Source organism: Pseudomonas lactis, from assembly GCF_001439845.1.
In the GTDB taxonomy this organism is placed as follows: Bacteria; Pseudomonadota; Gammaproteobacteria; order Pseudomonadales; family Pseudomonadaceae; genus Aquipseudomonas; species Aquipseudomonas lactis.
In genome coordinates this window covers 21,602-36,341 of sequence record NZ_JYLO01000003.1, presented here as the reverse complement: position 1 = coordinate 36,341, position 14,740 = coordinate 21,602, and the positions used below count along the sequence as shown (strand labels likewise).

Genomic DNA, 14,740 nt, shown 5'->3' with positions numbered 1-14,740 from the left:
ATGAGTACAACACACCAATTGTTTACCGTTGAAGAAAAAGATCTCTTTATCGAGTTATTGAAAGAGTGGCCAAACTCCGAATCCGGCACTGAGCTAGCTTCGCACAGCGTCAGCCCCTTCATCAGCTTCTACTTCCCCCCTACCCCTGACAACCATCGAGATATCGCCCTGCTGATGGTGGATATCCACGAAGCCTTCGAGCAACTGCTTGGCTACCCCTACACCATGACGATACACCCGGAGGCAGAGCGCCCTCATGCTTATCCGGAAGAAGAGCCTGATCTTCGCAGGCAGGCCCTGGAGTCTCACCCAAGCGAGACCTTCGTTTTCTGGTTCACCGACGAACCGAATCATGCGTCTTCCCCTACGACCGCAGGCCATTTCTGGCGCAGGCGGTTCCAGGCTGACGGAGCTCGAATCAATTACTCCTCCATCTCATTCTATTACCGCTGGCAATGGTGGCTGGACAACCGCGATGCCTGGCGCCAGTTCGTCCTCAAGACCATTGACCTGCTCAAGGCTCACCAGGTCTACAGCGGCTTCGCCATGGCCAATCCAATGGAATATGGCACCCGGGCGGAAGTCACTATCTGGGAGCGAGCGCTCACGCCAGCTTTCTACGGGCTTGATATTGAGTACCCCCTTGGCATGCGCGACGAACTGCCTAGCGGCATCCGACCGCCGACCTGGGCCTTCCTGCTCGCCGATCACTGGCGAGAAAAGCTCGACCTGACCCGCGAACAGGTACGTAGCGCACTCGCTCACCCCTGCATCAGCGTCATCGAACTGCACAGCGGCCAGTGGATCGAGCTGGGCGAACAGCCCGAGTTATACCCTGTCGAACACGGCGTGCCGGAACTGCCCATGCTCTTGAACAGGCTGCTCAAGCCCATCCGTTATGACGACTTGGGATTACTGGGCTTCGGCCAATGGGACGGAGACCCAAATGAGCGCTTTACCGACGCCGATAGCCGCCGCTGGATGGCACGTTTCGATGCCGACAGCGACTGGCCCACGCCAGCATCGCGATTGCTCACAGCCAAGCAACAGCTCCCGCGTAATCCTTTGTGCCGCTGATCAGGGCTTATGAAGGTATGCATCACTGAGTGCAAGCATGACGCAATCTTCACATTAAAGGCGGAGCATTCGCCGTGATTGAACTGTCCCCTACTGATCAGCAGTTTTTCAACCTCACTGACGATTGGAGTTCCTCATGGCGAAAATCAACTTGGCGCAGCAGTTGGCGACCACCCTGGAACAAGCGGGTATCAAGCGTATCTGGGGGCTGACCGGCGACAGCCTCAATGGCCTGACCGACGCCCTGCGCAGCATGGACAGCATCGAGTGGATGCATGTGCGCCACGAAGAGGTTGCCGCCTTCGCTGCCGGTGCCGAAGCGGCGGCCACCGGCGAGTTGACGGTGTGCGCCGGCAGTTGCGGGCCGGGTAACCTGCATTTGATCAATGGGTTGTTCGACTGCCATCGCAACCATGTGCCGGTGCTGGCGATTGCCGCGCAAATTCCGTCCTCGGAGGTGGGCCTGAATTACTTTCAGGAAACCCATCCCCAGGAACTGTTCAAGGAGTGCAGCCACTTTATCGAGCTGGTGAGCAACCCCGCGCAGATGCCTCAGGTGCTGCACCGTGCCATGCGTTCGGCGATCCTCAACCGAGGCGTGGCGGTGGTGGTGATTCCGGGAGATGTGTCGCTGTTGGAGGTGGAAGATAAGCTCAAGCCGTGGCCGGCCTTGCACGCACCGCGCACCGTGCCGGTTGAGCAGGACTTGCAGCGCCTCACCGACATGCTCCAGAGCAGCGAGAAAGTTACCCTGCTGTGTGGCAGCGGCTGTGCCGGTGCCCACGATCAGGTGGTGGCATTGGCCGACGCCCTCGGCGCGCCGGTGGTGCATGCACTGCGGGGCAAGGAGCACGTGGAGTGGGATAACCCGTTCGACGTGGGCATGACCGGCCTGATCGGTTTCAGCTCCGGTTACCACGCCATGCTCGATTGCGACACCTTGATCATGCTCGGCACCGACTTCCCCTATCGCCAGTTCTACCCGACCGACGCCAAGATCATCCAGGTGGACCGCAACCCACAAGCCCTGGGGCGCCGTGCGACCTTGGACATGGGCATCGCCGCCGACGTCAGTGAAACCATCGCCGCGCTGCTGCCACGCTTGACCCGCAAGACCGATCGCAGCTTCCTCGACACCTCCCTGAAGCACTACGAAAAAGCCCGCCAAGGCCTGGATGACCTGGCGCAACCGTCCAAGGCTGGTAGGCCGATCCATCCCCAGTACGTGGCGCGCTTGCTCAGCGAGCTGGCCGATGATGATGCGATCTTTACCGCCGATGTCGGCTCACCCACCGTGTGGGCGGCGCGTTATCTGAAGATGAACGGCAAGCGTCGGCTGATCGGCTCGTTCAACCATGGCTCGATGGCCAATGCCATGCCTCAGGCTATCGGTGCGCAGGCGGCATTCCCTGGGCGGCAGGTGATCTCGATGTCTGGGGATGGTGGTTTCACCATGCTGATGGGAGATTTCATTTCCCTGGCGCAGCTGCAATTGCCGGTCAAACTGGTGGTATTCAACAATTCGTCCCTGGGCTTTGTTGCCATGGAGATGAAGGCGGCGGGTTACCTGGACACTGGCACCGAGCTGAAAAACCCGGACTTCGCGGCCATGTCCAATGCCATGGGGATCTTGGGCATTCGGGTGGAGCAATCCGAAGACCTGGAGCCGGCCCTGCGCCGTGCGCTGGCCCATGATGGACCGGTGTTGGTGGATGTGGTGACCGCCACTCAGGAACTGGTGATGCCGCCGAGCATCAAGCTGGAACAGGCCAAGGGGTTCAGCCTGTATATGCTCAAGGCGGTGATGAGCGGGCGTGGCGATGAGGTCATAGAGCTGGCACGCACCAACTGGCTTCGATAACCCCCTACTGTAGGAGCGAGCTTGCTCGCGAGGATCGTAACGACAACGCTGACATCCTGAATGAACGCGTTGTCCTCGAGTTTTTCGCGAGCAAGCTCGCGCCTACAGCTGCCGGGCTAATTTCAGCCTTTCTGTTTTTCTACCCACTTGCCATAGGCATCGATGAACGCCTGCAGGAACGGCTTGGTCTTGTCCGACACCTTCCCCGCCTCATCGAACACACTGCCCGCCCCGCCCAGGTAGGCTTCCGGCTGCTGCATGCACCACACATCCAGGAACACCAGGGACTGGCGCAGATGGTGGTTGGCGCCAAAGCCGCCGATGGCACCCGGCGAGACGCTGATGATCGCCCCCGGCTTGCCGCTCCAGGCGCTTTGCCCGTAAGGGCGCGAGCCCACGTCGATGGCATTTTTCAAGGCGGCTGGCACGGAGCGGTTGTATTCGGGGGTGACGAACAGCACCGCGTCGGATGAACTCACTTGTTTGCGGAAAGTACTGTAGGCTGCTGGCGGCGTTGCACCGTCGATGTCCTCGTTGTAGAGCGGCAAGTCGCCGATTTCAACAATGTTCAACTTGAGATTGGCAGGGGCCAGTTCGGCCAGGGCCAGCGCGACCTTGCGGTTGATTGACTCTTTTCTCAAGCTGCCCACCAGGACGGCAATCGTGTAGACCTTGCTCATTGAGGTTTCCCGACTTCTGAATAAAGGAGCTTGTAGTTATAGAGGCTTCGCAACGCGTTCACCAGAGGGTTATGCGGATTCCCTCGACGTTTTCCTTGCCAGCACTTGCGTAGGAAGCGTCTGAAAATATCAGCGAATAGTATTTTTTTCTTATAGGTAAACTACCCCGCTCCCTGACGGTCTACAGAACCGCAAATCGAGTGTTTATCTCCAGAGGTTCTAAACAGATGGCTGCAGTACTTGTTGGACAGTTTCATGCCAGAGACGCGGAAGGCCGCGTGTATTCGGTGCATGAGTTCCAGGAATCCAACCCGGCGCAAGGCGACCTGGCGGGATCGACGCCCACCACGACCTACAAGCTGGCCATTGGCGACCGTGTAGAAAAGCTGGAAGGTGATGAATTCAAACTGATCCAGTCGGGCATTATTCTCGTGCGCGAGTCCGCAACCACTCTGGCATCGTAAGCGCTTGCCTTGTTCACCTGCTCAGTCCTGGCGACTGGGCTGGGAACGCTCATGGGCGGCGGATCTGCGTTACCTCTATGCCCTGCTCGTCTTGCTTGAGCGTCACCAGCAACTGGCCGCGCTCCCCTTGCACCGTATACATCGAGCGCTTGTAACCCGGCGCGTTGTACGCGGGGTAAGCCTCGACCTCCCTGACCAGGGTAATCCCCACTACTGCGCCCACCTGCTCGCCCACCTGTTGCTGGGAGCGAATAAAGGCTTCCAGTGCAAGATTGTCCGGCGTCGGTTCATCCTGATGATTGAAGAAGTAAGCCGCCAGGCCTCCCACGGTCACCAGGACCACGAGTTGCTTGGCCGTTACCCCGAAGAACGTCGAGGGTAGAGGCATATGAGACCAGACCTGTTTTTTATTTTAAGTACCGGGAAACCGGCAGGGGTCGTTGCTGATCAGACCCGCCATTCTAATGGGGTCCTGGCTGAGCGCCATAAGCCGGGACGACCCCGGCAGTCTTTTTTGCGCACGAACGCCTGCGCCATTGAAACCCCTGCGCACTGCACATAGACTCCGGCCATGCGTTTACGTCATATCGAAGTGATTCAGGCCATCTTGCAGACCGGCCACCTCGGCACCGCCGCCGAGTGGTTGCAACTCCCCGTGGGCGACGTAGACGCCACCCTCAAGGATGCTGAGCAGCAACTGGGCTTCATGCTGTTCGCCAGCGTGCGCGGGCGCTTGCAGGCCACGCGGGAAACCCTGGAGTTGCAGGCACAAATCACAACTCTGTATGAAGCCCTGGAGCCGTTGCAACGCCTTGCCAGCCGCTTGAAACACCATCATGCTCCGCCCCTGCGCGCCCTCTGCACGCCGCCGCTGGCCAACCAACTGTTGCCGCAGAGCATTGCCGCGCTGCGTCGACGCTTCCAGGACATGCCGTGCAACCTGTCGAGCCAGCCAGTTGGCGAGATCATCAACAGCCTGCTGTTGCATGAAGCCGACGTGGGCCTGAGCCTGCATGACCCAGAACACCCCCATATCCAGAGCACGGTGCTGGCCCAAGGCAAATTGCAGTTGCTGGCCCCCCATGGCTGGCTCAAGCCCAAGCAAAAGTACATTGCGCTGCAGGAGTTGGCCGGCCAATCGTTGATCGGCCTTGAAGGCCATGATCCGCTCAGCCGTTTGCTGGACGCCAAGCTGCATGCCCTGCGGCCGATGCCTGTGGTGCAGACGCGCGTACAAACCTACCCGATGATGCGCGGCCTGGTGGAAGCCGGAGAAGGCCTGGCGATTGTCGACCCGTTCACCGCCTTGGGTGCACGCGAGTCCGGGCTTGATGCGTGCCCGGTGTCACCACCGATAGTGGTCAGCCTGTATGCGCTGACCTTGCAAGACGCTGCGGCCTCCCCTGCATTGAATGCGCTGCTGGAGATCGTCATCCAGAAAGCCGAAAGCCTGCTTGGTAACGACACCAAGCCCCTGTAGAAGCGAGCTTGCTCGCGAAAAACCCACAGGCGCCGCGTTACATCAGGATGAGCGTGTGATCGTTCACGTTCTTCGCGAGCAAGCTCGCTCCTACAGAGATCAGTCCGCTTCTGCTTTGAACAACCGATACCAGAAAATCGCGACCTCACGGGTTTGCGGGTCAATCCCGCGATAACGCAGTTGATCGATGCCGCCCATTACATAGCCACAACGCTCATACAGGCGACAGGCGCCGAGGTTGTTGTTCTGGGTCTCAAGCATCATGCCCGGCAGGTTCTTCTTGCGAGCCCAGAACTGCGCCACGTCCAACAGCGACTTGGCCACGCCATGTCGGCGCGCCGGTAACGCCACGGCCAACTCGTCAACATGGGCGAAACCGTTCCAGTTGGTGCTGACCACGATATGCCCCACTGCGCGGTCATCCAGATACGCCATGAAGATCGAGCTGTCGGCGGCATCACGAAAACTGGCGAATTCTTCCGGGTCGATGCCATAGCACTTGCGGTACGGCAGCACGCGCTCCACCGGCCATTGTTCGACGCGCTGGCCCATTTGCGGCACCCCATAGGCGCTGACTTCAAAACTGAAATCATTGCCCCATACATAGGCGTCAAAACCTTCATCGGCGACTCGCACACTGAGCCCTGGATACTTCGGGTTCATCACAGCTTGCATAAACTTCCTTAACCCTTGATGCAATCGACGGTGTAACGACGGCCACTGCCGTCATCTTCGTGTTGCAGCCCATGCACATCCGCGACAAAACCGGGGAAACTGCTATCGAACGTGCGGGCAAATGCCAGGTAATCGATGATCGAACGCGTTGACTCGGTGAAGCGTTCGCCAGGCATGATCAGCGGAATGCCCGGCGGGTAAGGCACCAGCATCACGGCGGCGATGCGTCCTGCCAAGGCATCGATAGAGACCGCCTCCACCTCGCCCCTGACCAACTGGTCGTAGGCATCCGCGGGTTTCATCGCGATTTGCGGCAATACCGTATACATACGCTTGAGGTGCCTGGCCGTGGCATTGCTACGGTAACAGCTGTGCAACTGGTCGCAAAGGTCGCGCAGCCCCAGCCCTTGATAACGCGCCGGGCCTTGGGCATACACCGACGGCAAGCAACTGGCCAGGCTGACATTGGCATCGTAGCTACGCTTGAACTCCAGCAGCTCGGTGAGCAAGGTGCTCCATTTGCCTTTGGTAATGCCCATGGAAAACAGCACGAGGAACGAATACAGCCCAGTCTTCTCCACCACCAGCCCGCGCTCCCAGAGGAACTTGCTGACCACTGCGGCGGGAATCCCGCACTCGCTCAAGGCCCCGCCAGCGTTGAGGCCAGGCATCACCAGCGTGACTTTGATTGGGTCCAGCAACACGTAGTCTTCGACCACGTCGCCAAAGCCATGCCACTCATCCCCTGGGTGCAACAGCCAATCCGCCGTGGCGACCCGGTCGATGCCCGCGACCGAGGGTGGCTGCCAGATGGAAAACCACCAGTCTTCGGCCGCGATATGCTGGCGCAAGTTAGCCAGGGCGCGACGAAAACTTAAGGCCTCGTCGAACATTTCCTGGAGCAGCGAGCGCCCGGCCGGGCCTTCCATCATCGCCGAGGCCACATCCAGCGACGCGATGATGCTGTATTGCGGCGAGGTGGAGATGTGCATCATGAAGGCTTCATTGAAGCGGTCACGGTCCAGTTGCCGTGCGCCGCCGTCCTGCACGTGGATCATCGACGCCTGGCTGAATGCGGCAAGCAATTTATGCGTACTGTGGGTGGTGAACACCAAGGGGCTGTCCGGTGTGCGCGAGGTGCCCATGCCATAGCGCCCGGCGAAGAACTCGTGAAAGGCGGCGTAGGCGTACCAGGCCTCATCAAAATGCAGCACCTCGACACTGCTGCCCAACTGCTGCCTGATCAGTTCGGCGTTGTAGCACAGGCCGTCGTAGGTGGAGTTGGTCACCACCGCCAATTTCACTTTCGGTGGTCGACCACGGGTCAAGGGGCTGGCGTCGATCTTGGCGCGGATCGACTCGGGGCTGAATTCGCTCAGGGGAATGGGGCCGATGATCCCCAGCTCGTTGCGCTCCGGGCACAGGTAGAGAGGGATCGCGCCGGTCATGATGATCGAATGCAGCACCGACTTGTGGCAATTACGGTCCACCAGCACCAGGTCATCGCGCCCCACCATGGAATGCCAGACGATCTTGTTGGCGGTGGACGTGCCGTTGATCACGAAGAACGTATGGTCGGCGCCAAAGTTACGCGCAGCGCGGGCCTCGGCTTCGGCCAACGGCCCGGTGTGATCGAGCAGCGAGCCCAGCTCGGGCACCGATACCGACAAGTCCGAGCGCAGAGTGTTCTCGCCGAAGAACTGATGAAACGCCTGCCCCACCGGGCTTTTGCGATAGGCCACGCCACCGCCATGGCCGGGGGTGTGCCAGGAATAATTGGAGTCGGCGGTGTGTTGCACCAAAGCCTTGAAGAACGGCGGTAACAGGCCATCCAGGTAGGTGCGTGCGGCGCGGGCGACTTGGCGCGCCAGAAACGGCACGGTGTCTTCGAACAGATATAGGATGCCGCGCAGCTGGTTGAGCTCGCTCATGGCATCGGCAGGGGCGTTTTCGAGGGTGACTTGCTCGCCCAACGCAAAGATCGGCAGGTTGGGTGCCCGCAGCCGCGCCAGGCGAATCAGCTCAACCATGTTTTGCAGCAGATGGGTGTTTTCCCCGGCGCCTTCGGCGGCGATCAGCATGCAGGCCAGACCGTGATGGGTGGAGGCCACCAGCCGCCCTTCGGCATAGTCCACCGCAGAAAAAATACTGAAGCCCTCCTGTTCCAACTCCCTGGCGATGCCTCGAACCCGGTCACCGGCAACGGTGTCGGCCTTGATGTCACGGTGCACGATCAGAACGGGGAACTTCAGGTCTTTGTACATGAGCACTCTTACTCTGGAGGCTTTGCACAAGGGTAGAAGCTGGAAGCAAAAGTGGCGAATGAAGATTTCACAGGCGGTCGAGAGGTATCTACATAACTTCGGTACGGGGCTGAACCTCTGGCGAGGGAACTTGCTCCCGTGACGGCCTGCGAGCTGGGCCATACCTACCTGACATCCCGCGATCAAACTGTGGGAGCTGGCTTGCCTGCGATGACGGCCTGCCAGCCGACATCTGTCTACCTGACACTCCGCGATCCAACTGTGGGAGCGGGCTTGCTCGCGAAAGCGGCCTGACAGTCAACATAGTTGGATTGTGTACATATCCATTGCTGCGGTAACGGCTACTTAGGGTTCCGCCCTGACGGCGGGTCACTTTGGAAAAGCCGGAATGCCGGCCCAGCCCAAAGTAACCAAAGGGCTCTTGCCCCACCACTCGGCACCTCGCTTGGGCTCGGTGTGCCCGTAATCCGCCAGTGATTTGGGGGGCCGCCATCGCAGGCAAGCCTGCTCCCACATTTGGATCGTGGGGCGTCAGATAGATAAGTGAACGCTGCCAGACCACCTTCGCAGGCGAGCCCACTTGAGCGGTTATTGCTGAGTGAGTTGCGTCCACAACGCCGGTGCACCCGCAGCCTTGGCAATCGCCTCCAGCCGCGCCGCATGTTCGGCCAGGTCCTGCTCGCTGGCGCGGATGATCGGCGTCGGCTTGCGATCAGCCGGCAAGCGGCGGATTTCCGAAGGTCGGTTGCCCGAGCCCTCCGCCGAACCGCTGCCATCGGACGCATTACCGGCCAGGGACAGGCTGGTCTGCCCGCCGGTCATGGTCAGGTAAACGTCGGCCAGGATCTCGGAGTCGAGCAAGGCGCCGTGGAGTTCACGGCCGGAGTTGTCGACACCATAACGCTTGCACAAGGCGTCGAGGCTGTTGCGTTGGCCCGGATGACGCTCGCGGGCCATCATCAGGGTATCGAGGATCGTGCAGTGCTGGGAGATGTCCGCACGGTCGGTCTGTCCCATCAGGGCAAATTCGTTATTGATGAAGCCGATGTCAAACGCCGCGTTATGAATGATCAACTGGGCGCCGTTGATGAACTCGAAGAACTCATCGGCCACTTCGGCAAAGCGCGGCTTGCCCTTGAGGAACTCATCGGTGATACCGTGGACGCCAATCGCGCCCTCGTCACTGTCGCGGTCCGGTTGCAGGTAGACGTGGAAGTGGCGGCCGGTCAGGCGGCGCCCCATCAGTTCGACACAGCCGATTTCGATGATCCGGTGACCATCGGTCACCGGCATGCCGGTGGTTTCGGTATCGAGTACAACAGATCGGATGGCCATCAGGGTTCAGCTCTCAACGGTTCGGTACAGTTCAAGGGGCGGGATATTAGCACGCTCTATAAGTGTGCGGACGAGCAACTCGCCCGCGCAACCCTGACCCTGTAAGCCGCAACGATCACTGGGTCTTTTTGATCAGGCCAAAATCCCGCAGGGCCACGTAGGGGTCCCAATACTCGCGCACCGCCTGGATTTGCCCATCCTTGGCCATTCGCAAAATAGCGATGAAGCGCTGCTGGTAGGGCTTGTTAGTGGCGCGAATCACCCCATCGCTGCTGTACTCAAACACGTAGGTGCCCTTTTGGGTGGTCTGAAGCAAGGTCCAGGTCTTGGGATCGCTATACCTCAAGTTGCCCAACTGCTTGCTGAAGTTGGTGAAGTAATCGGTCATTTCCTGGCGCCCTTTATTGGCACGCTTAAAGCCCACATTCGGAAAATCATCGACCGGCGCATAGGCCAGTGCATAAACGCCATCCTTCTGATAATACTTGGCCATTTCGGCTGGATGCTCCGACCAGCCATTCAGGCTACGCCAATAGAAATTCGCGACGTCAGCCGCGGTATACCCAGGTGCCAGATAGTAGAGACCGCCTCGCTCCTTGATGACGGGGGTAGCTTGAGCGTTGGCCCCGACGGAAAAAACCGCAGCCGCGACCCATGCACTCAGTGCCCACCTACGAAGAATCCCCATGCTTATTACCTCACGCTTACGAATGGCTTGAAGTCGATTACGGGGTAACCGACCGTTGAAGCCAGACTAACGAGCAGCTTCGCAGGACGCTTTACCTTGCCTGCTGTTGTGTTGACACATATTGCGCAATGTACGACGCCTAGGGGCGGCGCAACTGGCTGGCGGCCTGCCCCACGATGCGCCGGAACGCACGGGAAAACTGGCTGGCGCCGGCAAACCCGGTGTCCAGGGCAATGTCCAACAGGCTGCGGTCAGTGGTGGTAATCAAGTGCTTGGCCCGATTGACGCGACACAGCAAAAGGTACTGGTACGGTGACATACCGAACGAACGCCGGAAGACCCGAGAGAAATGATAAGGGCTGAGGTTGACGATGTTCGACAAGTCAGCCAGGCGGACTTCGTTGGCCAGGGATGCCTCGATATAGTCGATCAAACGCTGGCGCTGCACAGGCCCGAACTCACCGGTATTCACCGGCACAACCTCCGGCAGTTGTTGCAGCGCACGCACTTCCTGCATCAACAGCATCACCAGGGTTTCCAGGTACAGGGCATCGGTTTTGCCGCTACGCACGACCTGATCCAAGCGCTCCAGCAATCCCCGCAAAAAAGCATCATGGCAACTGATCAGCGGCTTGAGATCCGTTTGTACACGATAGGTCGGGCAGACTGCCGCCAATTGATCCTCATCAATCGACACCAGGGCATAGCCGACCCTGGCACGCTCACCCGTCCACCCTTCGAATAAGGCACCGGCCGGAATAAAATCGACGAACTGGTCCAGAGCCCTCGGCCCAGCCATGCGCAAGCCGTCGATGCTGACCTCGCCATCGCTGACCGAACCCTGCCGATACAGCGCAAACTGATGCTGCGCACGGCGCATTTCAAAGCGATGTGGGCGATGCGCCACCTGCACGCACTCAATCGCACCCCAAGGCGGCAACGTACGACGGATCATCTGTGAAATGCGTGGCGGCGTGTACGTCAGCCCTTGCGGCTCGCTCTCTACTGCTTCGTCAAGAAATGCCTGGACATCGGCATGAGGTAAAGAGGACATCCCGCACTCCCGTTAGCATTCAACCCGGTATTAATTAAATAATGGTGCCTTTCGTTTACCCATCAGGCCTGCCCGGCAGTATGCCGGACACCGCTGCCAAAGGTGCCCCTCAATGATTGAAGCTCGATACACGCCAGCGCTGCTATTGGCCAGCCTCCTGCTCGGTGGCTGTTCCACTGCGCAAGCTCCCGACATCGCAGGCCCCCAGCTGCCGCTGATCGTAGCCCATCGAGGTGGCACGGCGGACTTTCCGGAGAACACGCTACTGGCGATTCAGAACGCCTTGCACCATAACGTCGACATGCTGTGGCTGACCGTGCAACTGAGCCGTGACGACGTGCCCGTGTTGTACCGACCCGCCGACTTGAGTGCCAATACCCAGGGTAGCGGCGCGGTCGCAGAGAAAACCTGGGCGCAGTTGCAACAACTCAACGCTGGCTGGCAGTTCAAGCAAGCTGCAGCGGATGGCCGCGTGACCTTTCCTTATCGCACCCAGGCCGTAGCGTTGCCCTCATTGCAGCAGGCATTGGCGGCGATTCCAGCCAACACCCCGATCATCCTCGACATGAAAGCACTGCCGGCTGCGCCCCAGGCCGCGGCTGTCGCCCGCGTATTGGAGCAGCACCACGCCTGGGACCGCGTGTGGATCTACTCCACCGACGTCAGCTACCAGCAAGCATTTGCCCAATATCCCAAGGCCCGCTTGTTCGAATCCCGCGACCAGACCCGTGAACGCCTGGCCAATGTCGCCCTGGCAAACAGTTGCAAACCGCCTCCGCAACCCGGCGGTTGGGTAGCATTCGAGTACCAGCGCACAGTGGATGTGGTGGAAACCTTCACCCTCGGCGAGGCCCGTTCAGCGGTGAATGCCAAGCTGTGGACGCCCCAGGCTGTCGACTGTTTCCGCGCCAACGGCGAGTCGAATATTCTGGCGATTGGGGTCAACAACGATGACGATTATCGCGCTGCTGCCTGCCTGAAGCTCGATGCGGTGCTGGTGGACTCGCCACGCAAGATGGCGGCAGTGAAGCAGCGGCTCGAACGGCCGCTGCGGTGTCGCTGATTCAGCTCTGCTTGTAGCCGCGCACTTCATCCACGCCACGGTTGGCCAATTGGTCGGCGCGCTCGTTGCCAGGGTGGCCAATGTGGCCGCGTACCCATTTCCAGGTGATGTCGTGACGGTTGCACTGCTCATCGAGCAATTGCCACAGGTCGGCGTTCTTGACCGGCTCCTTGGCCGCCGTCTTCCAGCCGCGTTTTTTCCAGTTGACCATCCACTCGTTGATGCCCTTCATCACATACTGCGAGTCGGTCACCAGCAGTACGTTGCAGCGCCGCTTGAGTTCTTCGAGGCCGCGAATGGCGCCCATCAGTTCCATGCGGTTATTGGTGGTATTGGCTTCGCCGCCCCACAGTTCCTTCTCCACGCCCTTGCACACCAGCAAAGCGCCCCAGCCGCCTGGGCCCGGGTTGCCTTTGCAGGCGCCATCGGTGAAGAGTTCTACGCTATCGGTCATCGGTTATTCGGCCTGAAATCAAAAAGAGGTTTTACGGTTCGCGTTGTTCGCGGTTGACCTTGGCCAACGGCATCGGCACGAGCTTGCCGATCGGCTCGCGGCGTACTTGTTGCACCGGTCGCAGCCCGACCACGATCTTGCGTGCAACCAATAAATAGAAGCCGCCACCCGACAGCTGCCAGGCCCCTGCGCGGCGTTCCCAACCGGCCAGGCGGCCCTGCCACTTGGCAGTCGCAAGCGGCGGACGATAGCACCCGAAGCGGCGTTTCTCCAGCGCAAAGCCCAGCAGGTTGAGCCAGTCACCCACCCGTGATGGCGCGATGCAACGCGCCTGACGCAACCCGTCATGGGCGAACACACGGCGCAGGCCCCAACTGCTCCAGGGGTTGATGCCGACAATCAGCAAATGGCCACCAGGGCGCACGCTGCTCGCCGCTTCGCGCAACAAACCGTGGGGTGACAGGCAGAAATCCAGGCCATGCTGCAACACCACCACATCGGCGGCGTGTTCGCTCAAGGGCCAGGCCTGTTCCTCGCAGACGATTTCCACCCCCGGCAACGGCGCGCCCAGGCGCACATTGCGTTGCACCTGCGGCGCCGAGGGCGGCGTGTCGGCTGACGGGCCGTAGTGCACCAGGTAGCCACCAAAGAACCGGCCCAGCTCGTCTTCGAGCATGCGCCGCTCTTCTTCCAGCAAAAACTGCCCAATCGGCCCGGACAACCATTCGCGGGCCGCGCTGATCAGGGCCAGCCACTCAGGATCGGCCTGGGCGAACGCTTTATCAGTCATTGCATTCTCCAACTCGCCTAGACGTTCTAAGATGCACCAATGTGTTCAGCTTGGCGAATCGAAGAGTGATACAGATCAGTGCCCTACCCGCCTTCACCGACAACTACATCTGGTTGTTACAGGACCCCACCACCCAACGCTGCGCGGTGGTCGACCCCGGCGATGCCGCGCCCGTGCTGGCCTGGCTCAAGCAGAATGCGGCGTGGACCCTCAGCGACATCCTGGTCACCCACCATCACCATGATCATGTAGGCGGTGTCGAGCAACTGAAAACTGCCACCGGCGCCAAGGTCTACGGCCCGGCCAACGAAAAGATCCCGGCGCGGGATGTGGCCTTGCACGACAACGACCACATCAACGTGCTGGGCTGGGACTTCGACGTGTACGCCGTGCCAGGCCATACCCTCGGCCACATCGCCTTTTACCACCAAGGCGTGTTGCTGTGTGGCGATACCTTGTTTGCTGCCGGCTGCGGTCGCCTCTTCGAGGGAACGCCCGAACAGATGTACAGCTCCCTGGAACGCCTGGCCGCCCTGCCCGCCGATACGCAGGTGTACTGCACCCACGAGTACACACAAAGTAACCTCAAGTTTGCCCAAGCCGTGGAACCGCACAACGCCGACATCACCGAACGGGTGGAAAATGTCGCCCAACTCCGCGCCCGTGGCGAGATGACGCTGCCATCCAACCTGGCCCTGGAAAAACTTACTAACCCATTTTTGCGCACCGCTGAAACATCCGTTAAACAAAAAGCGGACGAACGGAACGGCCGCGACAACCGCTCTGGGGCCGAGGTGTTTGCTAGCTTGAGGGCTTGGAAAGATAAGTTCTAACCAGATGCAATCTGATACGTAA

At 59.9% G+C, this 14,740-nt stretch carries 15 protein-coding genes; 6 read left to right on the top strand and 9 right to left on the bottom strand.

Annotation, left to right across the window (positions count from 1 at the left end):
- Together TX24_RS05385 and poxB are read left to right on the top strand one after the other, a co-directional pair.
- Nucleotides 1-1,077: a type VI immunity family protein gene (locus tag TX24_RS05385; RefSeq protein WP_082628750.1), complete on the top strand. Its 1,077-nt coding sequence runs from the start codon at nucleotides 1-3 to the stop codon at nucleotides 1,075-1,077.
- 136 nt (nucleotides 1,078-1,213) lie between these two features.
- A complete protein-coding gene (gene poxB, locus TX24_RS05380; protein WP_057709846.1) occupies nucleotides 1,214-2,938 on the top strand; it encodes a ubiquinone-dependent pyruvate dehydrogenase in 1,725 nt (574 codons plus the stop codon).
- 122 nt (nucleotides 2,939-3,060) lie between these two features.
- On the opposite strand, the gene TX24_RS05375 is transcribed toward poxB, so the two are convergent.
- Nucleotides 3,061-3,618 carry an NADPH-dependent FMN reductase gene (locus tag TX24_RS05375; protein ID WP_003190705.1) on the bottom strand — a complete coding sequence of 186 codons (558 nt, stop codon included), beginning with the start codon at nucleotides 3,616-3,618 and terminating at the stop codon, nucleotides 3,061-3,063.
- 227 nt (nucleotides 3,619-3,845) lie between these two features.
- Here TX24_RS05375 and TX24_RS05370 point away from each other — a divergent pair, with 227 nt between their 5' ends.
- Nucleotides 3,846-4,082, top strand: a complete 237-nt coding sequence (locus TX24_RS05370) for a hypothetical protein (RefSeq protein WP_032900575.1) — start codon at nucleotides 3,846-3,848, stop codon at nucleotides 4,080-4,082.
- Between the two features lie 49 nt (nucleotides 4,083-4,131).
- Here TX24_RS05370 and TX24_RS05365 read toward each other — a convergent pair whose 3' ends face one another.
- Nucleotides 4,132-4,470, bottom strand: a complete 339-nt coding sequence (locus TX24_RS05365) for a hypothetical protein (RefSeq protein WP_057709845.1) — start codon at nucleotides 4,468-4,470, stop codon at nucleotides 4,132-4,134.
- A gap of 183 nt (nucleotides 4,471-4,653) precedes the next feature.
- Here TX24_RS05365 and TX24_RS05360 point away from each other — a divergent pair, with 183 nt between their 5' ends.
- The gene (locus tag TX24_RS05360) at nucleotides 4,654-5,562 is read left to right on the top strand and encodes a LysR substrate-binding domain-containing protein (protein ID WP_003190700.1); all 909 of its coding nucleotides are present in this window, start codon (nucleotides 4,654-4,656) and stop codon (nucleotides 5,560-5,562) included.
- Between the two features lie 99 nt (nucleotides 5,563-5,661).
- On the opposite strand, the gene TX24_RS05355 is transcribed toward TX24_RS05360, so the two are convergent.
- From TX24_RS05355 to TX24_RS05335, 5 genes are all read right to left on the bottom strand, one after another.
- The gene (locus TX24_RS05355; protein ID WP_057709844.1) at nucleotides 5,662-6,237 is read right to left on the bottom strand and encodes a GNAT family N-acetyltransferase; all 576 of its coding nucleotides are present in this window, start codon (nucleotides 6,235-6,237) and stop codon (nucleotides 5,662-5,664) included.
- An 8-nt stretch (nucleotides 6,238-6,245) separates the two neighbouring features.
- Nucleotides 6,246-8,501, bottom strand: coding sequence for an Orn/Lys/Arg family decarboxylase (locus TX24_RS05350; RefSeq protein WP_057709843.1), 2,256 nt, complete (start codon nucleotides 8,499-8,501; stop codon nucleotides 6,246-6,248).
- Between the two features lie 588 nt (nucleotides 8,502-9,089).
- Entirely contained in the window at nucleotides 9,090-9,830 is a 741-nt protein-coding gene (dnaQ, locus tag TX24_RS05345; RefSeq protein ID WP_164692278.1) for a DNA polymerase III subunit epsilon, read from the bottom strand.
- A gap of 121 nt (nucleotides 9,831-9,951) precedes the next feature.
- Nucleotides 9,952-10,524, bottom strand: a complete 573-nt coding sequence (locus TX24_RS05340; RefSeq protein ID WP_047710654.1) for a nuclear transport factor 2 family protein — start codon at nucleotides 10,522-10,524, stop codon at nucleotides 9,952-9,954.
- A 139-nt stretch (nucleotides 10,525-10,663) separates the two neighbouring features.
- Nucleotides 10,664-11,578: an AraC family transcriptional regulator gene (locus TX24_RS05335; RefSeq protein WP_057709842.1), complete on the bottom strand. Its 915-nt coding sequence runs from the start codon at nucleotides 11,576-11,578 to the stop codon at nucleotides 10,664-10,666.
- 112 nt (nucleotides 11,579-11,690) lie between these two features.
- Here TX24_RS05335 and TX24_RS05330 point away from each other — a divergent pair, with 112 nt between their 5' ends.
- The gene (locus TX24_RS05330) at nucleotides 11,691-12,641 is read left to right on the top strand and encodes a glycerophosphodiester phosphodiesterase family protein (RefSeq protein ID WP_057709841.1); all 951 of its coding nucleotides are present in this window, start codon (nucleotides 11,691-11,693) and stop codon (nucleotides 12,639-12,641) included.
- 1 nt (nucleotide 12,642) lies between these two features.
- On the opposite strand, the gene rnhA is transcribed toward TX24_RS05330, so the two are convergent.
- Together rnhA and TX24_RS05320 are read right to left on the bottom strand one after the other, a co-directional pair.
- Complete coding sequence (gene rnhA / locus TX24_RS05325) at nucleotides 12,643-13,095, bottom strand: ribonuclease HI (protein WP_003173571.1); 453 nt, start codon at nucleotides 13,093-13,095, stop codon at nucleotides 12,643-12,645.
- A 31-nt stretch (nucleotides 13,096-13,126) separates the two neighbouring features.
- Nucleotides 13,127-13,885 carry a class I SAM-dependent methyltransferase gene (locus TX24_RS05320; RefSeq protein WP_003190694.1) on the bottom strand — a complete coding sequence of 253 codons (759 nt, stop codon included), beginning with the start codon at nucleotides 13,883-13,885 and terminating at the stop codon, nucleotides 13,127-13,129.
- A gap of 65 nt (nucleotides 13,886-13,950) precedes the next feature.
- On the opposite strand from TX24_RS05320, the gene gloB reads away from it, so the two are divergent.
- Complete coding sequence (gene gloB / locus TX24_RS05315; protein WP_057709840.1) at nucleotides 13,951-14,718, top strand: hydroxyacylglutathione hydrolase; 768 nt, start codon at nucleotides 13,951-13,953, stop codon at nucleotides 14,716-14,718.
- Nucleotides 14,719-14,740: the final 22 nt, after the last annotated feature.